Below are 23365 nucleotides of genomic sequence, written 5' to 3'. Positions count from 1 at the left end.
CGCGAGGAGAACCAGTGATCGTCATTGGATACACCGCCGACGCCTTCGGGCAGGCCGCGCTGGACCACGGCATCGCCGAGGCGCGGCTGCGCGACACCGGCGTCCTGGTCATCAACTCGACGGCGGGGGACTCCTACGCCGACCCGGCCTTCGCCCAGGGTGACCGCGCCCGCGACGTCACGGCACGGCTCGCGTCGTCCGGCGTGCCGTCGGAGTTCGTCCAACCGGTCGGCGTCGATGCGGCCGGGGAACTGCTCGCCGCCATGGAGCGACCGGAGGCCGAGCTGCTGGTGATCGGCGTGAAGCACCGCAATCCCGTCGGCAAGCTGCTGTTGGGGAGCGTGTCACAGCAGGTGCTGCTCGAATGTCCGAAACCGGTGCTGGCGGTGAAACCCGCGGAGAGTTAGCCACGACGTCCCGGTGATGGAAACGTGACGCGAATTAGCACACAACGCACCGAATGCGCCGATTCGGCACGCGCAAATGCACGACGGGTGTTCCATGGTGGAACGGTCGGCGTGCATTTCGCATCGAATGGCGAGTGCATTCGCTTGCGGAGGCGTCAATGATTCCCAGCGGACGAACCCACTAAACATGTCGTCCGCATGGTCTTCGACGGCGGCGTGACCGCGGGAGACGTCCAGCGCACGGCGCTATCGACGCCGCGCCGCCGCGACACACCCGCCGCGGTGCGACGCCACGCCGGGACGTTCGGCGCTGGCGACGCGTCCTTCGCTCGCGACGCGGCCGTGGCGCTCGTGGGCGACGTCATGGTCAGCGAAGGAATGCAGGGATCGGGCGTGTGCGCCACGGCGGTGCGCCGATGCCGGGGGTGGCCGACCGACCCGGTTGCCCGTCCGGCCGGCGCCGTGGGGGTGACACGCCGGCGGCTAACCCACCGATGATGGGTAAGCCAAGATCAACCGGTATCGACGGGTCCGTCAGCGACGGTGCGTCGTGGTCGCCTCGGCCGACGGATAGATGTGCTAGCCATCAATGGTGGCGGGCTCCGTGTGGCCGCCCGAGACGTTGCCAGTCACCGTCGAGTCGCGAAAAGGGCAAGTCATGCCGGCAATCCATTTGGCAAATGGTCGACCAGCGCGGAATTACATGCCAAAGGTCTGAATGCAAATGGCTAGTTATCGACGTAGCCGTCATGTAACTTTTGCTGATCGGATTGGTGCCTATCTAGGGGGTTGCAATGCAACGTGCTCTTCGTTCTCCGCTTTCGGCCGGCGTAGCCCTGGTCGGAGCAACGGCAATTGCGATGACTCCGATCGCGCCCGCGCCGGACCTCGGCGCCCGGGCCGAGCACGTCGCCGCGCAGATCTCCTCGGTCTACGCCGACTACACACCCACCAGCCTCGCCAGCGCGCTCACCGAGCTGATCAACGGCGTCGGGACCGTGGGCAACACGGCGATCACCGGACTCGGGGGGATCGGCAACACCGTCATCGCCACGGCGGGCGAGTTCGGCAACGCCCTGGGCGCCACGGGTGCCGGAGCGCTCGGTGCCATCGCCGCCAATCCGCTCAATCCGGCCGCCTACCCCGCGGCGCTCGCGCTGCTGCTGACCGGCGGCGGTGCGGCACTGACCAACGGCATCTCCGGACTCGGCGTCGCTGGGCAGCAGGCACTGGCAACCCTCGGCGCCATCGGCAACACCACGCTGCAGACCCTCGGCGCCATCGGCAACGAACTCACCGGCGGCGCAGCCCTCGCCGCCCTGGCGTCGCTGGCGCCCGGTGACATCCTCGCCGCGATCGGCGTGCTCGCCGCGGGCGCGGCGACCGCGATCAACGACGCCTTCCTGGGCGCCGGATCGGTCGGTACGCAGCTCGTCGGCACCATCGGGGGTGCGGGCGTGCAGGCACTCGCCGGCTTCGGTGGCGCGGGCGCCGCGCTGATCGGCGGCCTCGGCGCCGCCGGTACCCAGACCGTCCTCGGCCTCGGTGCCACGGGCAACGCGCTGGTGAACACCGTTGGCGCGGTAGGTAATTCGGCCATCGCCACGATCGGAGCCGTCGGCAACACGCTGTCCGGCACGCTGCTCGGCGCGCTCGGCACCATCCTGTCCAACCCGCTGAATCCGGACAGCTACTCGTCCGCGCTCAACACCCTCGTCAGCGGCGTCGGCACCGCGGTGAACCAGGGCCTGCTCGGCGCCGGCGCCACCGGCAACCTCCTCGTGAACGGCCTCGGCGACATCGGCGGCACGTTCCTCGGCACCCTGGGCCTCGCCGGCACCACGCTGGTGCAGACCCTCGGCAACGCCGGTGCCGCCACCATCGGCACGCTCGGCACCATCGGCAACACGCTCATCGGCGGTGCCGGCGGCATCGGCAACACGATCATCGCCACCCTCGGCAGCGCGGGCAACACGCTGAACACCGCTCTGTCGCAGGCGATCAGCCTGATCACCGGCGCACCGCCGGTCGCGGACCCCGTGGCCCCGGCCGCCGGTCGCGTGGCGCTGGCCGCCGCGGTCACCCCGTCGGACACCGGTGTCTCGACGCTGGCACTCACCCCGGGGGACATCGGCACGGCCGGTACCGTCCTGCTGTCGGGCGTCGGCACGGCGCTGCAGCAGGGCATCGTCGGCTTCGGCACGGCGGGCACGCAGCTCCTCACCGGGCTGGGCGGCGCCGGGATCACCGCGGTCGGCACCATCGGCGGCCTGGGCCTGATCGGCCTGGCCACCGTGGGCGCGTTGGGCAACACCGCGATTCAGACGCTCGGCGCGGTCGGCAACACGCTGCTCAACGGTGGCGGTGCGGCGCTCGGTGCGATCCTCGCCAACCCGCTGGACTTCAACAGCTACGCCACGGCGCTCGCGACGGTGGTGGGCACCATCGGCACGGCACTCAACACGGCCGTCCAGGGTCTCGGGACGGCGGGCAACGTCCTGGTCGCCGGTGCCGGTCAGGCCGGCAGCCTCGCGGTCAACGGCCTCGGCCAGACCGGCAATCAGGTCATCACGGGCATCGGCGGGGCCGGCAACACGGCCGTGCAGACCGTCGGCCAGGTCGGCAACACGCTGAACAACGCGGTCGGCGACGCCGTCGGGATCATCACCGGTCCGGCCGCCACGACGCCCGAGACGCCGGTCGAGCCGACCGTCGCGGACACCTCCGCCGTGCAGCGGACGGCGCTGCGGACCTCGGTGGCCGCGGAGCCCGCGTCGGCCCCGGAGGCGGCGGCCACCGAGACGGCCGCCACGGAGACGGCGGGAACCGTCAAGGGTGCCGAGGAGTCGACGACCAAGGAGTCGACGACCAAGGAGTCCACCAGCACGACGAAGGAATCCTCGACCACGACGAAGGAATCCAGCACCACCGGCTCCAGCAGCACCGGGTCGTCGAGCACCACCAAGTCCGATGCGGGTAGCACCGAGGGCAAGGACGGCAACAAGTCCGAGCCGACGACCAAGGCGGGCACGTCGAGCAAGACCGGCGGCGGCTCGTCCTCGAGCGGTTCGGAGACGTCCTCCACGTCGTCGAGCACGGGTGGTGACTCGGGCAGCTCCAGCGGCTCGGGCGGCTCGTCCAGCGGCGGCGATTCGGGCGGCTCCAGCAGCTAGCCGATCCGGCGTCGACACGACCGTGGGCCCCTCCTCCGGGAGGGGCCCACGTTCGCGTCAATTACTGGTTTGGCGTCGCGAGCGGCCCGGGTACCCGCCCGCCATGACGACGAATGCCCGAACGGCTGCGCGCAACGCCGCCGACAGTCCGTGGTTCGAACGTGCCGCACGTGCGGGATTCGTGGCCAGCGGCGTGCTCCATCTCCTGCTGGCGTGGATCGTGCTCCGCCTGGCCTTCGGCGGTGGCGGCAGCGCCGACCAGTCCGGCGCGCTCGCCACCCTCGGCAGTCAGACCGGCGGCGCGGTGATGCTGTGGCTGGCCGCCTTCGGCTTGGCCGCGTTGGGCCTTTGGCACCTCGTCGAGGCGTTCACCGAGGACGACACCAAGGACCGCGTGAAGGCCGCCGCCGTCGGGATCGTCAACCTCGCACTCGCCTTCTCGGCGGCCCGCTTCGCCACCGGCAGCGGACAGTCCAGCGGACAGCAGAACGCCGGGCTGTCTGCTCAGCTGATGCAATCCGGCTGGGGCAAGGCGGTTCTGGTCGTCGTCGCGCTGGTCCTGCTCGGCGTCGGTGGCTACCACGTGTACAAGGGCGTCACCAAGCGGTTCGAGAAGGAATTGACGCGCCGGCGCGGCCCCGTGGTCACCCCGGCCGGCGTCATCGGCTACACCGCCAAGGGTCTGGTGCTCGCCGGGGCGGGCATCCTGGTCCTCGTCGCCACCTTCACGTCCGACCCGGCCAAGGCCTCCGGCATCGATGCGGCGGTCAAGACCCTCGGCGCGGCTCCGTTCGGGCGCATCCTGCTGGTGCTCGCGGCTCTGGGCATCGCGGCCTACGGCGTGTTCAGCATCATCCGCAGCCGGCACGCCGACATGAGCTAGGGCACGTCACCGCACGGCGAGATCCGGATGGCGCCGTCGGCGTCGACCGTCGCCCGGTGCGCGCAGACCGCCAAGCCGCTGTCGGAGACCTCGCGTCCCGTGCGCAGGTCGTAGCCGTAGCCGTGCAGCGGGCACACCACCACGTCGTCATCGGTCAAGCCGTCGGCCAGCGGTCCGCCGCGGTGCGGGCAGACCGCGCCCAGCGCCCGCAGCGAGCCGTCCCGCATGCGGTACACCGCCACCTGCTCCCCGCCGAGTGCGTACGTGCGGCCCTCACCGACCGGGATCTCGTCGACGTGACCCACGGGGGTGCCGCCCTGCCCGGTCACCGTGCCGGCACCCGGGGCAGCGGGGTCAGGGGCAGCGACGTGCGGAACTGACCCTCGGTGGCCGGTTCACGACCGTCCTGCCACGGATCACGGTATGCCGCCACCGATCTGGCCATGTTGGCGTCCAGGGCGGCGGCGCTGCCCTCCGCGTCGTCGACCACGACGGCGCGGACGTGGTCGATGCCGACCCGCGGCACGAAGGCATACGTGCGCTCCAGCCAGTTGGCGTTCTCCCGGTAGTACTGCAGGAAGCGTCCGGTCAGCGTCATCACCTCCTCCGGCGAGTCGACGGTGGCCAGCAGGTCGCCCTTGCGGACGTGTGCGCCCGCGGCACCGCCGACGTAGATCTCCCAGCGCCCGTCACCGACCGCCACCACGCCGAGGTCCTTGCACAGCGCCTCGGCGCAGTTGCGCGGGCACCCCGTCACGGCCAGCTTCATCTTCGCCGGGCTCGCCAGCCCCTGGTACCGCTCCTCGATCGCGATGCCCAGCGCCGTCGAGTCGCCGAGCCCGTAGCGGCAGAAGTCGGTCCCCACGCACGTCTTGACCGTCCGGAAGCTCTTCCCGTAGGCGTAGCCCGACGGCATGTCGAGGTCGGCCCACACCGCGGGCAGGTCCTCCTTGCGCACGCCCAGCAGGTCGATGCGCTGTCCGCCGGTCAGCTTGATCATCGGGATCTCGTACTTCTCGGCGACGTCGGCGATGCGGCGGAGCTGCGCCGCGCTGGTGACCCCGCCCTTCATCTGCGGCACCACCGAGAACGTGCCGTCACGCTGGATGTTGGCGTGCACGCGGTCGTTGATGAACCGCGCGTCGCGCTCGTCGACGAACTCGTCGGCCCACATCGTCTCCAGCAGCGACGCCAAGGCCATCTTGGATCCGGCATCGGGCTTGCCGTCCGGCGCGAGCGCGACGAAGACCGACGACACCGAGTGCAGACGGAGTTCCCGCACGTGACGCATCAGCGTCGGCTTGTCGTACGGGATCGCCGGCACGTACCAGGACGCCGACGGGTCCTCGGTGACCGCGCCGTCGGCCGCCCACTCGACGATCTGGCCGACGAGTTCCTTGCACGACCCACAGCCCTTGCCCGCCTTGGTCTTCGCCATCACTCCCGTCAGCGAGGTCTCGCCGCCGCGCACGCAGGACACCAGCGCACCCTTGGACACGCCGTTGCAGTTGCACACCTGCGCGTCGTCGGCCAGCTCGCCGACGCCGACGCCCACGTCGGGCGTGCCGATGTCGAACATCAACGACACGCGCTCGTCCGGCAGGGGGAGGCCGCTGTCGAAGGCCTGGGTCAGGAACGCCACCTTCGACACGTCGCCGACCAGGGTGGCGCCCACCAGTTTGCCATCCCGGATGACGACGGTCTTGTAGACGCCGTGCCGCGGTTCGGAGTACTGCACGAATTCGTCGTCGTCGCGTTCGGGGGCCTTGATGCCCATCGCCGCGACGTCGACGCCGGCCACCTTGAGCTTCGTCGCCACCCGCGACCCGTGATAGGTGGCCGCCGGGTCGTTGCCGGTGAGGTGGTCGGCGAGGACCCGTGCCTGCTCCCACAGCGGCGCGACCAGACCGTAGACCTGGCCGCGGTGCTGTGCGCACTCACCGACCACGTAGACGTCGTCGTCGTCGACCGAGCGCATGTGGTCGTCGGTGACGATCGCCCGCTCCACCGTCAGCCCGGCCCGTTGCGCCAGACCGACGTTGGGCCGGATACCCGCCGCGATCACCAGCATGTCGCAGTCCAGCCGGCTGCCGTCGGCGAACGCGACGCCGGACAGTCGGCCGTCGTCGGCCAGCAGCACCTCGGTGGTCCGCTTGTCGGTGTGCACGCCGATGCCGAGGCTCTGCACCGACTTTCGCAGAATGGCCCCCGCGAGGTCGTCGAGTTGCGCGTTCATCAGCGTCGGCCCGGCATGCACCACGTCGACCGCCAAGCCGCGGTTCTGCAGCCCGCGGGCGGCTTCCAGGCCCAGCAGCCCGCCGCCGATCACCACGGCCCGGCTCCTGGCATGCGCTGCGGTGATCATGGCCGCGGTGTCGTCGAGCGTGCGGAACCCGAACACCCCGTCGGCGAGCGTCTTGTCGTCGGCCCACAGACCCTTCATCGGCGGGAAGAACGACCGGCTGCCGGTTGCGAGGATCAGCTTGTCGTAGCGCATGCTGGTGCCGTCGTCGGCGTGCACGAGGTGGGCGAAGGCGTCGATGCGCACGACCCGCACCCCGGCGCGCAGGTCGATGCGGTTGTCGGCGTACCAGTCCAGGCCGTTGAGGTAGATGCCGCCCGGATCATCGCTGCCCGCAAGCACGTTGGAGAGCAGGATGCGGTTGTAGTTGCCGTACGGTTCGTCGCCGAACACGGTGATGTCAAAGACGTCGCCGCCCCCGCGCGCCAGCACCTCCTCGATGGCGCGAATCCCGGCCATGCCGTTGCCGACGACCACCAGCCGCGGCGTCACGAGATCTCCACCAGGCCGAGGTCGACGACCACCGTGCCCGTGCAGCCCGGCGGCGCGGCGATCCGCAGTTCCAGAGCGGTGTCACCGAGCAGGTCCTCCACGACGCGCAGCGCCACGTGGGTGGCGCCCCGGGCGGCGATCGGAAACCACCGCATCGGGGCGCCGTCGCGCATCAACACCACGCTGACCATCTCGTCGGTCGAGTTGCCGCCGCGGAAGTACACCGGTTGGGCGACCGCGCCGGCGGGCACCACGTACCGCAACGTGCCGTCGATGGTGGCGGGATCGTCCAGACCGGTCCCGGCGAAGGAGTAGGCGCCCTGCAAGAACCGGGGAGTGCTGCCGTCGCTCATGCTCAACCAATAGGGGTGGTCTGTTTCCGGACTGTTTCCGGCGCGCTTCGGGCAGGAATACCGTTGCGCACTCGGCGCGTGTCGCACCGTGTGAGCGGGTGTTGACACATCGGATACGGATGCGCAACGGACGCAACACCGTACGACGGTGTACTGATCGGCGACCGCACCGCTTCCGGAAGGACTTCGATGTCCAGATTCACCCGCGACCACGACATTGCCCACTGGGACGCCGAAGACGTCGCCGCCTGGGAGGGCGGCAACGACAGGATCGCCAAGCGCAACCTGATCTGGTCGATCGTCGCCGAGCACGTCGGCTTCTCGATCTGGTCCATCTGGTCGGTGATGGTCCTGTTCATGCCGCAGAACGTCTACGGCATCGACGCGGCAGGCAAGTTCTACCTGGTGGCGGTGCCCACGCTGGTCGGCGCGTTCATGCGCATCCCGTACACCGTGGCACCGGCCCGGTTCGGCGGCCGCAACTGGACCATCGTCAGCGCGCTGCTGCTGCTCGTCCCGACGTTGCTCACGCTGTGGGCGATGACCACGCCCGGCACCAGCTACACCACCTTCATGGTCGTGGCGGCGTTCGCCGGCTTCGGCGGCGGCAACTTCGCCTCCTCGATGACGAACATCAACGCCTTCTACCCGCAACGGCTCAAGGGCTGGGCGCTCGGCCTCAACGCCGGCGGCGGCAACATCGGCGTCCCGGTCATCCAGCTGATCGGCCTGTTGATCATCGCGACGGTCGGCAACACCGCCCCCGAGCTGGTGTGCGCCATCTACCTCGTCCTCATCGGCTGCGCCGCCATGGGTGCGGCGCTGTTCATGGACAACCTGCGCAACCAGACGTCCAACCTAGGTGCGCTCGCAGAAGCGTTGCGCTACCGGCACTCCTGGGTGATGAGCTTCCTCTACATCGGCACCTTCGGCTCGTTCATCGGCTTCTCGTTCGCCTTCGGGCAGGTGCTGCAGATCAACTTCCTCGCCGGTGGTGACACCGCCGCGCAGGCCGCCCTGCACGCCGCGCAGATCTCCTTCCTCGGCCCGCTGCTCGGGTCCATCTCCCGACCGTTCGGCGGCAAGCTCGCCGACCGCATCGGCGGCGGCAGGATCACCCTGTACACGTTCGTCGCGATGATCTTCGCCGCGGGCATCCTGGTCGTCACCGGCATGCTCGACGACCGGATGGGCGGCGCCCCGACCGGCGGCCAGATGGCCGGCTACGTCGCAGGATTCATCGTGCTGTTCGTGCTGTCGGGCATCGGCAACGGCTCCACCTACAAGATGATCCCGTCGATCTTCGAGGCGCGGGCCGCCGACAAGGACGGTTGGGACGCCGAGGCCAAGGCCGCGTGGTCGCGGCGCATGTCGGGCGCGCTGATCGGCTTCGCCGGTGCCGTCGGCGCCCTGGGGGGCGTCTTCATCAACATCGCGCTGCGCCTGTCGTACGTCGGGGAGGCGAAGTCGGCCACCAACGCCTTCTGGGTGTTCCTCGCGTTCTACGTCGTCTGCGCCGTCGTCACCTGGTTCGTCTTCCTGCGGATGCAGTCGGTGCGCACCGTCACCGGCGAGCACGTGGGCCGGGCACCCGCGCCGGTCGGTTGACGTCGCACACCACGCGCACCGCGTGTTCCTACTGCGGGGTCGGCTGCGGGATTTCGGTCGAGACCCGCGCCGACCCCAGCACCGGTGCGCCCGTCATCGCCCGGGTGTCCGGCGACCGGTTGCACCCCACCAACGCCGGGCGGCTCTGCACGAAGGGCGCCACCCACGCGGAGATGATGGCGGCCACCGAGGGCCGGCTGACCACCGGACTGGTGCGCGCCGACCGCAGCGGCGCACCCGCCGAGGTCGACGTCGACGAGGCCATCGCCGAGGCCGGCCGGAGGCTGCGCGCGATCGTCGACGAGCACGGACCGGACGCCGTCGCGCTGTACGTGTCGGGGCAGATGTCGATCGAGGCGCAGTACCTGGCCACCAAGCTGGCCAAGGGGTACCTCCGCACGAAGTACATCGAGTCGAACTCGCGGCTGTGCATGGCCAGTGCCGGCACCGGCTACAAGCAGTCCCTCGGTGCCGACGGGCCGCCGGGTTCGTACGCCGACTTCGACCACACCAACCTGTTCTTCGTCATCGGCTCGAACATGGCCGACTGCCACCCGATTCTGTACCTGCGCATGGCCGACCGGCTCAAGGCCGGCGCGAAGCTCATCGTCGTCGACCCCCGGCGCACCGCCACGGCCGAGAAGGCCGACCTGTACCTGCCGATCCGGCCGGGGTCGGATCTGGCGCTACTCAACGGCATCCTGCATCTGCTCGTCGAGAACGGCGACGTCGACGAGGCCTTCATCGCCGAGCACACCGAGGGGTGGGACGCCATGCCCGCGTTCCTCGCGGACTACCCACCCGCCGTCGTGGCCGAGCTGACCGGTCTCGCCGAGGACGACGTTCGCGCGGTCGCCGCGATGATCGCCGAGGCGGGGGAGTGGATGACCTGCTGGGCGGTCGGCATGAACCAGAGCACGCACGGCACCTGGAACACCAACGCAATATGCAACCTGCACCTCGCGACCGGCGCCATCTGCCGCCCCGGCAGCGGACCGATGTCGCTCACCGGCCAGCCGAATGCCATGGGCGGCCGCGAGATGGGGTACATGGGACCCGGTCTGCCCGGGCAGCGCGCCGTCACGTCCGCCGACGACCGCGCCTTCGTCGAGACGCAGTGGGGACTGCCGGCGGGCACCATCCGCACCGACTTCGGGCCGGGTGCGGTCGACCTGTTCGAACGGCTCGCCGCCGGGGAGATCAAGGCCTGCTGGATCATCTGCACCAACCCGGTCGCGTCGATGCCCAACCGCGCCGTCACGGTCGCGGGACTGGAGCGGGCCGATCTCGTCGTGGTGCAGGACGCGTACCGCGACACCGCCACGACTCGCTACGCCGACGTGGTACTGCCGGCCACGCTGTGGGCCGAATCCGACGCCGTGATGGTGAACTCCGACCGCACCCTGACCCTACTCGGCCAGTCGATTCCCGCACCGGGACAGGCGATGCCGGACTGGAAGCTCATCTGCCGCGTCGCCGAGCAGCTCGGCTTCGGTGCCGCCTTCGCCTTCGCCAGCAGCGCGGAGGTGTTCGACGAGATTCGCCGATTCTCCAATCCCAGGACGGGTTACGACTTACGGGGCGTCGACTACGACCGGCTCCGCAGCAGCCCCGTGCAGTGGCCGGCGCCGCCGAACCGTGGCGACCGCAACCCGATCCGCTATCTCAACGACGGCGTCAGCCAGGACGCGTACGTCGACGCCACCGGCCGGCGGCCGCGTCTGGCGTTCCCGACGCCGTCGCGGCGCGCGGTCTTCCACCCGCGTCCGCACGTGGATCCCGCCGAACGGCCGGACGCCGACTATCCCCTGGTGCTCAATACCGGTCGGCTGCAACATCAATGGCACACCATGACCAAGACGGGCCGGGTCGACAAGCTGAACCGGCTCAACGGCCGGCCGTTCATCGAGGTGCATCCCGAGGACGCGACGCCGCTCGGCATCGTCGACGGTGCGTCCGTCGAAGTGACGTCGCGGCGTGGGCGCGTGGTGCTCCCTGCGGTCGTGACCGACCGGGTGCGGCCCGGGGACTGCTTCGCACCGTTCCACTGGAACGACGAGCAGGGGCCCGACCTGACCATCAACGCGGTCACCAACGACGCCGTCGACCCCGACTCGCTGCAACCCGAGTTCAAGGCCTGCGCGGTGGCGCTAGCGCCGGTGGCCGCCGTGCCCGCCGAGCTGGCCGCGCCGGCTCCCGCGCCGACCGAGGAGGAACGGCTGTACCTCGCCGGGTTCTTCACCGCGCTGGGCCCGTCGGTCACCGGGGTGCCCGTGTTGCCGCCGTCGGCGCCGGTGCGGGCGGCGGTGCGGCTGTGGGTCGACGGCCTGCTCGCCGGGCGGTACTCCCGGGCGGTCCCCGACGGGGGGCGCCAAGACGAGGCCGACGGTCCGCTGGTGCTGTGGGCGTCGCAGACCGGTACCGCCGAGGAGTTGGCGACGTCGGTGGCGGGCCGGCTCGGCGGTGCGCGGCTGTTGGCGATGAACGACGCCGCGGTCGACGACCTCACCGGCGGGCGCGACGTGGTGGTGGTGACGAGCACCTTCGGCGACGGCGGACCGCCCGACAACGGCGCGGACTTCTGGGACCGTCTGGAGTCCTCCGAGGCCCCGGCGCTGGACGGGGTCCGGTTCGCGGTGCTGGGCATCGGCGACCGGTCCTACGACGAATTCTGCGGCTACGCCAAGTCGCTGGACCGCCGGTTCGCCGACCTCGGCGCCACCCGGCTGGTGGACCGCGCCGATTGCGAGGCCTTCGACGACGAGCCCATGGCGCAGTGGACCGACCGCCTGGTCGACGTCCTGGGCCCGGCGAGCGGGGGGACCGCCGCCCCCGCCGCCGCCACCAAAGGCCCCGCCGCCGCGTCGGCCCCGGCCGCGCCCGTCGCGCAGCCGTTCACCCGCGCCCAGCCGCTGCGGGTGCCGCTGAGCCGCAACGTCCTGCTGACCCCGCCGACGGCCGCCAAGGAGGTGCGCTGGTTCGGCTTCGACGTCTCCGAGCACGACGTGAGCTACGCGGTCGGCGACGCGCTCGGCGTCTTCGTGCGCACTGCACCGGAAGCGGTGGCGGACTGGCTGCGGGCCACCGGGCTGTCCGGCGACGAGGTGGTGCACGTCGACGGCGCCGACGTGGCGCTGCGCGAGGCGCTCGCGGCGTCGTTCGACGTGCAGCGGGTGACGCCGGGCCTGCTGTCGTTCGTGGCGGAACGGTGCGGCGACCGGGCGGCGGCGCGGCTGCTCGGCACCGCGCGGTCCGAGCGCGAGCAGTGGCTGTGCGGCCGCAACGGCATCGACGTCGTCGAGGAGTTCCCGGTGCGGGCGGCTCCCGAGGAGTGGCTGGACGCGCTGGTGCGATTGACCCCCCGTTCGTACTCGATCGCGTCGAGTCCGCTGGTGAGTCCGCACGAGGTGCAGACGACGGTGTCCGTGCTGCGGTACCGCACCCCGCGTGGGGTGCAGCGCGGCGGTGTCGGATCCACCTTCTTGGCCGACCGTGCCACGCACGCCGAGGTGTTCCTGCAGCCATCGCCGCACTTCCGGCCGCCCGAGGACGGCGACCTCCCGATGATCATGGTGGGGCCGGGCACGGGCATCGCGCCGTTCCGCGGCTTCCTGCAGGAGCGCCGCGCGCTGGGGCACCGGGGACCCAACTGGTTGTTCTTCGGCGATCGGCACCGGGCGGAGAACTTCTACTACCGTCACGACCTCGAGGACATGGTGGACGACGGCCTGCTCAACCGGCTGGACCTCGCGTTCTCCCGCGACCAGGCCGAGCGGATCTACGTACAGCACAAGATGACCGACTACGGCGCCGACGTGTGGCGCTGGCTCGAGGACGGTGCGCACGTCTACGTGTGCGGCGACGCCACCCGCATGGCCCGCGACGTCGACGACGCGCTGCTCGCGATCATCCGGCGGCACGGCGCGCTGTCCGACGACGCCGCCCGCGACTACAAGCGCGAGCTGGTCGCCGCCAAACGGTATGTGCGCGACGTGTATTGACCTTCAGCGCAGGCTGACCGGAGCGTTCGACGTCACGTCGCCGCCCTGGTTGCGTGCCGCCCAGGACTCGATGGTGGGCAGCACGTCCGGACACATCGTCGACCCGGCCGCGTAGACGATGATGCCCACCTCGAACGGCGCGTACCCGGCGTCGCTCACCGTGCCCAACGCCACGGGCACCGGCGCACCGGAGCGCAGCAGCCGGCAGGTGAACTTCCCGAGGTCTATCACGTCGGTCATCGATGCGTAGTACACGCCCTCGTCGTCGAGCATCATCACGTAGTCGATCGGGTCGGCCGCTGCGGGCGATGCGAGCGCCGTGCCGGCGGCCATCACGCACGCCGACGCAAGCACGATGCGAACTGCTTGATTCATTCTCTCCACCCCCTGGATGCGGCCCCCCGACCGCATGCGAAACGTTACCGCCGGGGTCTGACACGCGCGTCAGAACGGTGGCGGATGCGCCTGCCCAACAGGAGAGGTGGCGATGCTCGAGTGTGATTCTGGCGACGCGCATCTCAGGTGAAGCGTCGCCGGATTCACACTCGGCGGTGACGGGAGATCCGCCCGCGCCGCCGCGGCGCGATGATGCTGAGTCCCTAAGGACTGCTGGTGTCCGAGGGGGGACTTGAACCCCCACGCCCGTTAATAGGGCACTAGCACCTCAAGCTAGCGCGTCTGCCATTCCGCCACTCGGACTCAGTGGGCGACTAAGGCTATCGGATACCGGGCCCCGGACCCAAACCAGCACGACGCGGGCCCGCCGGGTGGTGTACGAATGAGGTCGTGACGGACGCCCCGGATGCCATCAGCGAGGTCGTCGGCCTCGTCAGCGAACTGATCCGGTTCGACACCTCCAACACCGGCGACCCCGCGACCACCAAGGGCGAGGAGGAGTGCGCGCGCTGGGTGGCGGCCCGGCTCGAGGAGGTCGGCTACGAGACCGAGTACGCCGAGGCCGGCGCACCGGGCCGCGGCAACGTCTTCGCCCGCCTGCGTGGCAGCGACCCGGATCGCGGCGCGCTGATGATCCACGGCCACCTCGACGTGGTGCCCGCCGAACCGGCGGACTGGAGCGTGCACCCGTTCTCCGGCGCGGTCTCCGACGGCTACGTATGGGGTCGCGGCGCCGTGGACATGAAGGACATGGTCGGCATGACCCTCGCGGTCGCCCGCCACTTCAAGCGCGCCGGCATCGTCCCGCCGCGCGACCTGGTGTTCGCGTTCCTCTCCGACGAGGAGCACGGCGGCACCTACGGCGGTCAGTGGCTCGTCGACAACCGGCCCGACCTCTTCGCCGGCGTCACCGAGGCGATCGGCGAGGTGGGCGGCTTCTCGCTCACCGTGCCCACCCGCGACGGGGGCGAACGCCGCCTGTACCTGATCGAGACGGCCGAGAAGGGCCTGTCGTGGATGCGGCTGAGTGCGCGTGGCCGCGCCGGGCACGGCTCGATGGTGCACGACGACAATGCCGTCACCGCCGTCGCCGAGGCCGTCGCGCGACTGGGCCGTCACCAGTTCCCGCTCGTGCTCACCGATTCGGTCGCCCAGTTCCTCGCCGCGGTGGGGGAGGAGATGGGCGTCGACTTCGATCCCGCATCGCCCGACCTCGACGGCGCGATCGCCAAGCTGGGAGGCATCGCCCGCATCGTCGGCGCCACCCTGCGCGACACCGCCAACCCCACCATGCTGAAGGCCGGCTACAAGGCCAACGTCATCCCCGCGACCGCCGAGGCGATGATCGACTGCCGCGTCCTGCCCGGCCGCAAGGCCGCCTTCGAACGCGAGGTCGACGAGCTGATCGGCCCGCACGTCACGCGCACCTGGGAGCGCGACCTGCCGTCGGTGGAGACGACGTTCGACGGTGACCTGGTCGACGCCATGAACGCGGCGCTGCTCGCCGTCGACCCGGACGCCCGCCCCGTGCCCTACATGCTGTCCGGCGGAACGGACGCAAAGGCGTTCGTACGACTGGGAATTCGCTGCTTCGGCTTCGCCCCGCTGCGTCTGCCGCCGGACCTCGACTTCTCTGCGCTGTTCCACGGCGTCGACGAACGGGTACCCGTCGACGCACTGGAATTCGGTACCGAGGTACTCGAACACTTCCTGTCGCACTGCTGACCGACCGACCGAGAGGACGCGCATGACTTCGCCGTACGACGCTCTGCCCCAGCTGCCCACCTTCACCCTGACCAGCAAGGCCGTCACCGACGGCCAGCCGTTCGGCAACGACCAGGTCAGCGGCATCATGGGTGCCGGCGGCTCGGACGTCTCGCCCGACCTCGCGTGGAGCGGCTTCCCGGAGGAGACCCGCAGCTTCGCGGTGACGATGTACGACCCGGACGCGCCCACCGGCTCGGGCTTCTGGCACTGGGCGGTCGCGAACCTCCCCGCCACGGTGACCGAGCTGCCCGCCGGCGTCGGCGACGGCAGCCACAGCGGCTTCCCCGGCGATGCGCTCACGCTGCGCAACGACGCCGGGCTGCCGCGCTTCATCGGCGCGGCCCCGCCTCCCGGGCACGGGCCGCACCGCTACTACATCGCCGTGCACGCCGTCGACGTGGAGAAGCTGGACCTGCCCGAGGACGCGACTCCGGCCTACCTCGGCTTCAACCTGTTCAGCCACGCCATCGCCCGCGCCGTCATCCACGGCACCTACGAGCAGCAGGAGCAGTAGGCGTCAGCGGGTGGCCGAACCCACGGCCTCGGCCAGCGAGCCGAACCCGCCGGCGTGCAGTCGCTGGGCCAGGCCGTCGTGCACGCGCTTGGCCCAGAGACCGCCGCCGTAGACGAAGCCGGTGTACGCCTGCACCAGCGCTGCGCCGTTGACGATCCGCTCCCAGGCGTCATCGGCGCTTTCGATGCCGCCGACGCTGACGAGGACCAACCGGTTGCCGACGCGCCGGTGCAGCCGGCGCAGGATCTCCAGTGACCGCGCGGCGACCGGGGCGCCGGAGACGCCGCCGGCGCCGAGGTCCGCCGCCCCGGGGGTGCGCAGCCCATCGCGGGAGATCGTCGTGTTGGTGGCGACGATGCCCGCGAGGCCCAGTTCGACCGCGAGGTCGGCGATCTCGTCGACGTCCGCGTCCGACAGGTCCGGGGCGATCTTCACCAGCACCGGCGCCGTCGTCTCCGCGCGGACCGCTTCCAAGATCGGCCGCAGCGACGCCACCGCCTGCAGGTCGCGCAACCCCGGGGTGTTCGGCGAACTCACGTTGACCACCAGGTAGTCCGCGACGGGACCGAGCAGCCGCGCGCTCTCGGCGTAGTCGCGGACCGCCTCGGTCGCCGGGGTGGCCTTGGTCTTGCCGATGTTGACGCCGATCGGCACCGTCGACGTCCGCGACGCCATGCGGGTCGCCAGCGCCGCCGAACCGTGGTTGTTGAAGCCCATCCGGTTGAGCAGCGCCCGGTCCTCGGGCAGCCGGAACATCCGTGGCGTGGGATTGCCGGGCTGTGCTTGCGCCGTCACGGTGCCCACCTCGGCGTATCCGAAACCCAGTGCGCCCCAGGTGTGCAACCCCGTGCCGTCCTTGTCGAAGCCGGCGGCGAGCCCGAGCGGCCCGGGGAAGCGCACCCCGAACGCCGTGGACGCGAGCACCGGGTCGGAGGGCGCGAGGCGACGGGCCAGCGCCGCCCGCAGCCCCTGCGGTGCCGTCGCGCCGCGCAGCGCGGCGAAGACGAGGGTGTGGATGCGCTCGGGCGCGACCAGGAACAGGATTCGCCGCAGCAGGGCGTACATCACGCGCCCGGCTGGTCGCCGACGCCGAGTCGGTCGGCGGCCGTCTTCTTGCGGCGCAACAGCACCCGTCGACTGCCGTCGGTGTACAGCCGCACCCGCGTCAGCTCCCAGCCGCGGTACTCGGCCTCGATCGACAGTCGGGTCGACGCCGAGACCCGCGTGACGTCGGGCGGCAGCCGCAGCGGAATCCACTCGTACTCGTCGGAGAGATCCGACTCCCAGCCGGCGGGCATCCGCCCCCGATGAATCGCCGTCACGTCACCGCCTCCCTGATCACCTGGACGCCGCCGCCTGCGCCGGACACCACGAAGAGCGTGTTCGAGGCGTCGTCGAAGGACAGCGAGTTCGGTTGCCGAACGGTTCTATAACGCGCCTTCTCGACCGGTATTCCAGTGGCCAGATCGTAGCCAACGACGCTGTTCGTCGCCGTCTCGGACACCCAGGCCAGCCGGCCGGAGCCGGTGAGACCGTAGGGCGCGCCGCCCACCGGGTAGCGCTGCCGCAGCATCAACGGGTCGGCCCCGAAGACCAGCAGGGCGCCGCCGCGCGTGTCGGCCACCAGGACGCGCCCGGCGGCGTCGGCCGCGATCGTCGTCGCCCCCTCGCCGGCCCGCAGCGCGTGGTCGGCCTCGTCGCCCGCCGGGTCGACGGTGGTCACCGACGTCTGCCCCCGGTCGAGCACCACCACGGTGTCGCCCTGGGCGGCCAACGCGTCGACGCGCGCGAACAGCGGCAGCCGCGCCGCCACGGTGTCGTCCCCGCGCAGCGTGTACACCGCGCCGTCGGCGCTGCCCAGCGTCAATCGGCCGTCACCGCGGCGCGCGATCGCGGTGAAGTCCACGTCCGCGGCGCCGTCGACCGTCACCCGACGCACGTCCGGTACCGCCGCGGTGAGGCCGACGCGCAGGTAGCCGCCGCGCGTCGCCGCGTAGACGGTGCCGTCCCCGGAGGCTGCCAGCGCCGTCGCCGGGGACGGCAGCGCCACCGTGCGCACCGGCCCCTTGGCGGGCACCACCGCCAGCGTCACCGCACCGGCCCCGTCGCCGACGAGCACCGCCAGCGCACCGGTACCGCGGTCGAACACACTGGTGACGCCGTTGCCCGGCAACGGGAGCACGGCACCGTCGGGTGTCCCGGTCACCGGCGGCGAGTCGGCGGCGACGGCGGGCGCGATGGTCGGCGGTGGCGAATCGGCCGGATCCGACGAGCAGCCGGCGAGGGCAACCGCCAGTGCGCCGAGCACGGCGATGGGAGCCGGGGAAAGTCGGTGGTTTCGGAAGGGCGGCAAAGGGTAGCTCTCGCGACGTGCGGATGACTGGTCGTACAACCGGCAAGTGTAGGCACGTCGCGGGTCGGAGATCGGCCGCGTACGGGCCCGGTTCGGCGCGCAGCGTGGGTAGGGTGCCGGCATGAGCGTCGTGGCGAATCGGGACGTCGACCACGACCAGTTCGTGATCGAGGACATCTCCACCGGTCTGCACGCCAGCGGCTTCGGCTCGGTCGGTGACGGCCGCTCCTTCTCGTTCCACGTCGAGCGGCAGACGCTGCTGGTCGAGGTGTACCGCCTGCGGTTGCGCGCGCTGGTCCCGCAGGCCGAGGACGTGGTGGCCACCGCCACCCGCGACCTCTCCCACGTGGACCTCACCGACGAGCGCAGTCTCGGCGCTGCGGTCCGCGACGCCGTGTCCGACGCGCAACCGGTGCCGCGCTCACATCGCTGACGCAGGTCCGCGCGGTACGGTCTTCTCCCGTGAACGACGTGTCGTGGCTGCAGGTGGTGGTGTTGTCGGTGGTGCAGGGCCTGACGGAGTTCCTGCCGGTCTCGTCCTCGGGCCACCTCGCGATCGTGTCCCAGGCGTTCTTCGGCCGCGACGCGGGCGCGTCGTTCACCGCCGTCATCCAGATCGGCACCGAGATCGCGGTGCTCATCTACTTCGCCCGTGACATCGCCCGCATCCTCTCGGCCTGGTTCGCCGGGCTCTTCGACGCGGCCAAGCGCACCGCCGACTACTGGTTGGGCTGGTGGGTGATCCTCGGCACGATCCCGATCGCCGTCGCCGGACTCGCCTTCAAGCACTACATCCGAGACGACATCCGCAACCTGTGGATCATCGCGACCGCGCTGATCGTCTTCTCCGCCGTGATCGCCGCCGCCGAGTACGTCGGCAGGCAGACCCGCGAGATCCGCGACTTCACCTGGAAGGACAGCCTGATCGTCGGCACGTCGCAGGCGCTGGCGCTCATCCCGGGCGTGTCCCGGTCCGGTGTGACGATCAGCGCAGGCCTCTTCCTCGGCCAGAAGCGGGAGGCCGCCGCGCGGTTCGGCTTCCTGCTGGCCATCCCGGCGGTGCTGGCCTCCGGGTTGTTCTCGCTGCCGGACGCCTTCCACCCCGAGGGTGCCGGACAGAGCGCGACCGGCCTGCAACTCCTCGTCGGCACGGTCATCGCCTTCGTGGTCGGCTACGCCGCGATCGCGTGGTTCCTCAAGTTCCTGGTCCGGCACAGCATGTACTGGTTCGTCGGCTACCGGATCATCGTGGGCGTCACCGTGCTGGTCCTGCTGAGCACCGGCGTGCTGGCCGCCCAGTGACCGTCATCCTGCTCCGGCACGGCCGGTCCACGTCGAACACCGCGCACACCCTCGCCGGGCGGTCCGAGGGCGTCGACCTCGACGAGAAGGGCGCCGAACAGGCCCGGACCGTGGTCGAGCGCATCGGCGACCTCCCGGTGCGGGCGATCGTGCGCTCGCCGCTGCTGCGGTGTGCCCGCACGGTCGAGCCGCTGGCGGCCGCGCTCGGGCTCGACCCGGTCGTCGAGGACGGGCTGGTCGAGGTCGACTACGGCGAGTGGACCGGCCGCAAGATCGGCGATCTCGTCAAGGAGCCGCTGTGGGCCGTGGTCCAGCAGCAGCCCAGCGCCGCCGTCTTCCCGGGAGGGGAAGGACTCGCCGACGTGCAGCACCGCGCGGTGCGTGCGGTCCGCGAGCACGACCGGCTGCTGGCCGAACGCCACGGCGGCGACGCGCTGTGGGTGGCGTGCACGCACGGCGACGTCATCAAGGCCGTGCTGGCCGACGCGCTCGGGGTGCATCTCGACGGCTTCCAGCGCATCACCGCCGACCCGGCCTCGATGAGCGTCGTGCGCTACACCGCCGTCCGTCCGTTCGTCCTGCACGTCAACCACACCGGCGCCGGACTCACCTCGGCGCTCACCCCGCCCCCTCCCACGCCCGCCGCCGACGGCGAGGTGGCGGCGACGGATGCCGTCGTGGGTGGCAGCACCGACTGATCACCCGACGACCGCGGGCCGTGCGAATTGCGGCAGCGCCGCCGCTTACCGGTATTTTGGAAAGGCCATGACCCGCTCGATTCACGTCTTCCGCTCACCCGACCGCTTCGTGGCCGGGACCGTCGGGCAACCGGGGAACCGGACGTTCTATCTGCAGGCGGTCCACGACAAGCGGGTGGTGTCGGTGATGCTGGAGAAGCAGCAGGTCGCCGTGCTCGCCGAACGCATCTCGGCGCTGCTGCTCGAGATCAACCGCCGCTTCGGCACGCCGATCCCGCCCGAGGTCGACGACGTCGACGACCTCAGCCCGCTGGTGATGCCGGTGGACGCCGAGTTCCGCGTCGGCACCATGGGGCTCGGTTGGGACTCCGAGGCGCAGACGGTGGTGGTCGAACTGCTCGCCGTCTCCGAGACCGAGTTCGACGCGTCTGTGGTGCTCGACGACGCCGAGGACGGGCCCGACGCGGTCCGGGTGTTCCTCAGCCCCGAGTCGGCGCGCCAGTTCGCCGCCCGTTCCAACCGCGTCATCTCGGCGGGCCGCCCGCCGTGCCCGCTGTGCGACGAGCCCCTCGACCCGGCCGGGCACATCTGCGTCCGGACCAACGGCTACCGGCGCGGTGCGCTCGGCGCGGGAGACGATGAACCCGAACTCTGAGACCGCCGCGCGCGACGTCCTGGTCTGCGGTGAGCTGACGGTGCTCGGCCGCATCCGCTCGGCCAGCAACGCGACGTTCCTGTGCGAGGCCGTGCTCGACCAGACCTCCGTCCACTGCGTCTACAAGCCCGTCGCCGGCGAGGCGCCGCTGTGGGACTTCCCCGACGGCACGCTGGCCGGCCGGGAGTACGGCGCCTACCTGGTGTCCGCGGCGCTCGGCTGGGACGTCGTGCCGCTCACCGTGGTGCGCGACGGGCCGGCCGGCCCGGGCATGGTGCAGCGCTGGGTCGACCAACCGGGCGACGTCCTGTCCGGGGACGACGAGCCGTCCGCCGAAGAAGACCCCGACGACGATCTCTCGGACGAGCCCACTGCTGAACCCGATCCGGGGCCGGACCTGGTCGACCTGGTGCCCGCGGGCCGCATCCCGCCCGGTTACCTGCCCATCCTGCAGGCCTACGACTACCACGGTGACGAGGTCACCCTGGTGCACGCCGACGACCCCCGGCTGCACCGGATGGCGGTGTTCGACGTGCTGATCAACAACGCCGACCGCAAGGGTGGCCACATCCTCGCCGGGGTCGACGGCCGGGTGTACGGCGTCGATCACGGCGTGAGCCTGCACGCCGAGGACAAGCTGCGCACCGTGCTGTGGGGCTGGGCGGGCAAGCCCGTCGACGACGAGCTGCTGGCCCGGGTGGCCGCCCTGCGCGACGCGCTCCGCGGTGACCTGGCCGACGAAATGCGCGCGCACGTCACGCGCGACGAGGTTGCCGCCCTGCGGTCCAGAACCGTTGCGCTGCTTGCCAACCCGGTCATGCCGACGCCCGACCGGCACCGGCCCATCCCGTGGCCGGCGTTCTGAGCCGCCGGCGCGGGTGAGTGTTCTACGCTGGCCCGATGACCGATCATGACCGGGCTGCCGCCCGCCGCGAGATCACCGATGCCCTCCAGAAGGCACTCGACCGCAGGCACGAGGTGCTCGACGTGATCGTCGAGGCCGACGACAAGGCCGCCGCCGTCGAGGCGATCGCCAAGCTGCTCGGCACGTCGCACCTCGGTGGCGAGGCGGTGATGGCCATGCAGTTCGATCGGCTGACCCGCGACTCCCGTCGCCGCATCGCCCAGGAACTCGACGACCTCAACAAGCAACTGACGTTCACCTTCGCCGATCGGCCTGCCAGCTCCGGCGAGGGCCTGACGCTGCGGCCGTTCTCCGGTGCCGAGGACCGCGACGTGTTCGCCGCCCGCACCCAGGACGTCGGCGCGTCCGGCGACGGCTCGGGTGGGCCGGCAGGCAGCCTGGACGACGAGATCGCCGCCGCGCTCGCCCGGGTGTCGGCCGAGGAGGCCGTCTGGTTCGTGGCCGAGGAGTCGTCCCAGAAGGTCGGCATGGTGTTCGGCGAACTCGTCGGCGGCGAGGTCAACGTGCGGATCTGGATTCATCCCGACCACCGCCACTGCGGGTACGGCACCGCCGCGCTGCGTCGCTGCCGCTCGGAGATGGCGGCCTACTTCCCGGCCGTGCCGATGGTGGTCCGGGCACCCGGCGCGACGCCGCGGTGACCGACGCGGCCCTGGCCGCGCAGGTGGCGGAGGAGGCCGGCGCACTGCTGGTGGCCCTCCGGGAGGAGGTCGGGTTCGCCCACCCGTACGACCTCGGCGACCTCGGTGACCGGCAGGCGAACGACTTCATCCTGCGGCGCTTGCGCGAAGAGCGGCCCGACGACGCCGTGCTGAGCGAGGAGGCCGCCGACGACCTCGCGCGGATCCGGGCGGACCGGGTGTGGATCGTCGACCCGGTGGACGGCACCCGCGAGTTCTCCCTGCCCGGCCGCGTCGACTGGGCGGTGCACATCGCGCTGTGGCAGCGCCACGGCGGGCCCGCAGACGACGGGCGCGACCATGACGGGGCCGGACACGGCGGCATCACCGATGCCGTCGTCGGACTGCCGGCCGTCGGCACGGTCTACCGCACCGACACCGTGACCGGCCCGCCGCCGCGCGAACCCGGGCCGATCCGCATCGCGACCAGCAGGCACCGCCCGCCGACGGTGCTGTGGTGGCTACGCGACGTCCTCGACGTCGAGTTGATCGGCATCGGCTCGGCGGGCGCGAAGGCGATGGCCGTCGTGCGCGGCGACGTCGACGCCTACATCCACGCCGGCGGGCAGTGGGAGTGGGACTCGGCCGCACCGGCCGGCGTGGTGCGCGCCGCCGGACTGCATGCGTCGCGCATCGACGGGTCGCCGCTGCTCTACAACCGTCCCGACCCCTACCTGCCGGACCTGCTGATGTGCCGGCCCGAGCTGGCCGACACGCTGCTCGAGGGCATCCGCTCCATCTGGTGACGCCCGCCGTCACGCCCGGCGGGAATCAAATCGCGGCGCGCGGTGTCGTTGGACGTCGAATGACCAACCGATGGGAGTCCGCCGGTGAACGCGCTCACCCCCGCACGCGC

The 23365-nt window shown here is 71.2% G+C and carries 21 protein-coding genes and 1 tRNA gene; 14 read left to right on the top strand and 8 right to left on the bottom strand.

The features are described 5' to 3' along the window. Positions 1-14: 14 nt before the first annotated feature. The 3 genes from FZ046_RS21980 (at position 15) to FZ046_RS21970 (ending at position 4463) form a co-directional block, all read left to right on the top strand. A complete protein-coding gene (locus FZ046_RS21980; RefSeq protein ID WP_070355534.1) occupies positions 15-407 on the top strand; it encodes a universal stress protein in 393 nt (130 codons plus the stop codon). 860 nt (positions 408-1267) lie between these two features. Continuing rightward, entirely contained in the window at positions 1268-3580 is a 2313-nt protein-coding gene (locus FZ046_RS21975) for a beta strand repeat-containing protein (protein WP_070355536.1), read from the top strand. Between the two features lie 103 nt (positions 3581-3683). Then, positions 3684-4463 carry a DUF1206 domain-containing protein gene (locus tag FZ046_RS21970; RefSeq protein WP_070355537.1) on the top strand — a complete coding sequence of 260 codons (780 nt, stop codon included), beginning with the start codon at positions 3684-3686 and terminating at the stop codon, positions 4461-4463. Here the strand turns inward: FZ046_RS21970 and FZ046_RS21965 are convergent. Genes FZ046_RS21965 through FZ046_RS21955 form a run of 3 tightly spaced genes read right to left on the bottom strand, consistent with a single transcriptional unit; the run spans position 4460 to position 7610 of the window. Continuing rightward, positions 4460-4792: a Rieske (2Fe-2S) protein gene (locus FZ046_RS21965; protein ID WP_083298506.1), complete on the bottom strand. Its 333-nt coding sequence runs from the start codon at positions 4790-4792 to the stop codon at positions 4460-4462. The genes FZ046_RS21970 and FZ046_RS21965 overlap by 4 nt on opposite strands. Next, entirely contained in the window at positions 4789-7224 is a 2436-nt protein-coding gene (nirB, locus tag FZ046_RS21960) for a nitrite reductase large subunit NirB (RefSeq protein WP_070355547.1), read from the bottom strand. The genes FZ046_RS21965 and nirB overlap by 4 nt, the downstream gene beginning before the upstream one ends. Positions 7225-7253: 29 nt before the next feature. Then, positions 7254-7610 carry a molybdopterin oxidoreductase gene (locus FZ046_RS21955; protein WP_070355538.1) on the bottom strand — a complete coding sequence of 119 codons (357 nt, stop codon included), beginning with the start codon at positions 7608-7610 and terminating at the stop codon, positions 7254-7256. 189 nt (positions 7611-7799) lie between these two features. On the opposite strand from FZ046_RS21955, the gene FZ046_RS21950 reads away from it, so the two are divergent. Together FZ046_RS21950 and FZ046_RS21945 are read left to right on the top strand one after the other, a co-directional pair. Further along, entirely contained in the window at positions 7800-9218 is a 1419-nt protein-coding gene (locus FZ046_RS21950; protein ID WP_070355539.1) for a nitrate/nitrite transporter, read from the top strand. Next, positions 9215-13219: a bifunctional nitrate reductase/sulfite reductase flavoprotein subunit alpha gene (locus FZ046_RS21945; RefSeq protein ID WP_149484315.1), complete on the top strand. Its 4005-nt coding sequence runs from the start codon at positions 9215-9217 to the stop codon at positions 13217-13219. Before FZ046_RS21950 ends, FZ046_RS21945 begins: the two co-directional genes overlap by 4 nt. Before the next feature lie 3 nt (positions 13220-13222). Here the strand turns inward: FZ046_RS21945 and FZ046_RS21940 are convergent, their stop codons facing one another. Then, on the bottom strand, positions 13223-13594 hold the full coding sequence (locus FZ046_RS21940; protein ID WP_099045809.1) for a DUF732 domain-containing protein: 372 nt from the start codon (positions 13592-13594) through the stop codon (positions 13223-13225). A 235-nt stretch (positions 13595-13829) separates the two neighbouring features. Beyond that, a tRNA-Leu gene (locus FZ046_RS21935) sits at positions 13830-13918 on the bottom strand. 87 nt (positions 13919-14005) lie between these two features. Between FZ046_RS21935 and FZ046_RS21930 the strand changes: the two genes are divergently transcribed. Both FZ046_RS21930 and FZ046_RS21925 read left to right on the top strand, forming a co-directional pair. Then, the gene (locus FZ046_RS21930; RefSeq protein WP_070351472.1) at positions 14006-15340 is read left to right on the top strand and encodes a M20/M25/M40 family metallo-hydrolase; all 1335 of its coding nucleotides are present in this window, start codon (positions 14006-14008) and stop codon (positions 15338-15340) included. A gap of 22 nt (positions 15341-15362) precedes the next feature. After that, positions 15363-15896 carry a YbhB/YbcL family Raf kinase inhibitor-like protein gene (locus tag FZ046_RS21925; RefSeq protein ID WP_070351471.1) on the top strand — a complete coding sequence of 178 codons (534 nt, stop codon included), beginning with the start codon at positions 15363-15365 and terminating at the stop codon, positions 15894-15896. Between the two features lie 3 nt (positions 15897-15899). Here the strand turns inward: FZ046_RS21925 and FZ046_RS21920 are convergent, their stop codons facing one another. From FZ046_RS21920 to FZ046_RS21910, 3 genes are read right to left on the bottom strand one after another with little or no spacing between them, the layout of a single operon-like run. Next, positions 15900-16961, bottom strand: a complete 1062-nt coding sequence (locus FZ046_RS21920) for a quinone-dependent dihydroorotate dehydrogenase (protein WP_070351470.1) — start codon at positions 16959-16961, stop codon at positions 15900-15902. Further along, positions 16961-17218 carry a DUF5703 family protein gene (locus FZ046_RS21915; protein WP_070351469.1) on the bottom strand — a complete coding sequence of 86 codons (258 nt, stop codon included), beginning with the start codon at positions 17216-17218 and terminating at the stop codon, positions 16961-16963. The genes FZ046_RS21920 and FZ046_RS21915 overlap by 1 nt, the downstream gene beginning before the upstream one ends. Further along, on the bottom strand, positions 17215-18210 hold the full coding sequence (locus tag FZ046_RS21910; protein ID WP_070351496.1) for a YncE family protein: 996 nt from the start codon (positions 18208-18210) through the stop codon (positions 17215-17217). Before FZ046_RS21910 ends, FZ046_RS21915 begins: the two co-directional genes overlap by 4 nt. 160 nt (positions 18211-18370) lie before the next feature. Between FZ046_RS21910 and FZ046_RS21905 the strand changes: the two genes are divergently transcribed. The 7 genes from FZ046_RS21905 (at position 18371) to FZ046_RS21875 (ending at position 23255) form a co-directional block, all read left to right on the top strand. Beyond that, the gene (locus FZ046_RS21905) at positions 18371-18682 is read left to right on the top strand and encodes a hypothetical protein (protein ID WP_070351468.1); all 312 of its coding nucleotides are present in this window, start codon (positions 18371-18373) and stop codon (positions 18680-18682) included. A 38-nt stretch (positions 18683-18720) separates the two neighbouring features. Then, the gene (locus tag FZ046_RS21900; protein ID WP_070351495.1) at positions 18721-19551 is read left to right on the top strand and encodes an undecaprenyl-diphosphate phosphatase; all 831 of its coding nucleotides are present in this window, start codon (positions 18721-18723) and stop codon (positions 19549-19551) included. Continuing rightward, the gene (locus FZ046_RS21895) at positions 19548-20249 is read left to right on the top strand and encodes a histidine phosphatase family protein (protein ID WP_070351467.1); all 702 of its coding nucleotides are present in this window, start codon (positions 19548-19550) and stop codon (positions 20247-20249) included. The genes FZ046_RS21900 and FZ046_RS21895 overlap by 4 nt, the downstream gene beginning before the upstream one ends. Positions 20250-20316: 67 nt before the next feature. Then, the gene (locus FZ046_RS21890) at positions 20317-20904 is read left to right on the top strand and encodes an Rv2134c family protein (protein ID WP_070351466.1); all 588 of its coding nucleotides are present in this window, start codon (positions 20317-20319) and stop codon (positions 20902-20904) included. Beyond that, positions 20888-21769 carry an Rv2133c family protein gene (locus tag FZ046_RS21885; RefSeq protein WP_070351494.1) on the top strand — a complete coding sequence of 294 codons (882 nt, stop codon included), beginning with the start codon at positions 20888-20890 and terminating at the stop codon, positions 21767-21769. The genes FZ046_RS21890 and FZ046_RS21885 overlap by 17 nt, the downstream gene beginning before the upstream one ends. Positions 21770-21804: 35 nt before the next feature. Next, the gene (locus tag FZ046_RS21880; RefSeq protein ID WP_070351493.1) at positions 21805-22470 is read left to right on the top strand and encodes a GNAT family N-acetyltransferase; all 666 of its coding nucleotides are present in this window, start codon (positions 21805-21807) and stop codon (positions 22468-22470) included. Then, positions 22467-23255 carry a 3'(2'),5'-bisphosphate nucleotidase CysQ gene (locus FZ046_RS21875; RefSeq protein ID WP_070351465.1) on the top strand — a complete coding sequence of 263 codons (789 nt, stop codon included), beginning with the start codon at positions 22467-22469 and terminating at the stop codon, positions 23253-23255. Before FZ046_RS21880 ends, FZ046_RS21875 begins: the two co-directional genes overlap by 4 nt. Positions 23256-23365: the final 110 nt, after the last annotated feature.

This window comes from Mycolicibacterium grossiae (assembly GCF_008329645.1).
Taxonomy (GTDB): Bacteria; Actinomycetota; Actinomycetes; order Mycobacteriales; family Mycobacteriaceae; genus Mycobacterium; species Mycobacterium grossiae.
This window is presented reverse-complemented; position numbering and strand designations above follow the sequence as displayed.

Excerpts from the sequence above, each read along its gene's own strand:
- FZ046_RS21885 (WP_070351494.1), top strand. The coding sequence starts at position 20,888 with ATGAACCCGAACTCTGAGACCGCCGCGCGCGACGTCCTGGTCTGCGGT.
- FZ046_RS21920 (WP_070351470.1), bottom strand. The coding sequence starts at position 16,961 with ATGTACGCCCTGCTGCGGCGAATCCTGTTCCTGGTCGCGCCCGAGCGC.
- FZ046_RS21955 (WP_070355538.1), bottom strand. The coding sequence starts at position 7,610 with ATGAGCGACGGCAGCACTCCCCGGTTCTTGCAGGGCGCCTACTCCTTC.
- FZ046_RS21950 (WP_070355539.1), top strand. The coding sequence starts at position 7,800 with ATGTCCAGATTCACCCGCGACCACGACATTGCCCACTGGGACGCCGAA.
- FZ046_RS21890 (WP_070351466.1), top strand. The coding sequence starts at position 20,317 with ATGACCCGCTCGATTCACGTCTTCCGCTCACCCGACCGCTTCGTGGCC.
- FZ046_RS21975 (WP_070355536.1), top strand. The coding sequence starts at position 1,268 with ATGACTCCGATCGCGCCCGCGCCGGACCTCGGCGCCCGGGCCGAGCAC.
- FZ046_RS21940 (WP_099045809.1), bottom strand. The coding sequence starts at position 13,594 with ATGAATCAAGCAGTTCGCATCGTGCTTGCGTCGGCGTGCGTGATGGCC.
- FZ046_RS21880 (WP_070351493.1), top strand. The coding sequence starts at position 21,805 with ATGACCGATCATGACCGGGCTGCCGCCCGCCGCGAGATCACCGATGCC.
- FZ046_RS21970 (WP_070355537.1), top strand. The coding sequence starts at position 3,684 with ATGACGACGAATGCCCGAACGGCTGCGCGCAACGCCGCCGACAGTCCG.
- FZ046_RS21905 (WP_070351468.1), top strand. The coding sequence starts at position 18,371 with ATGAGCGTCGTGGCGAATCGGGACGTCGACCACGACCAGTTCGTGATC.
- nirB (WP_070355547.1), bottom strand. The coding sequence starts at position 7,224 with ATGGCCGGGATTCGCGCCATCGAGGAGGTGCTGGCGCGCGGGGGCGGC.
- FZ046_RS21925 (WP_070351471.1), top strand. The coding sequence starts at position 15,363 with ATGACTTCGCCGTACGACGCTCTGCCCCAGCTGCCCACCTTCACCCTG.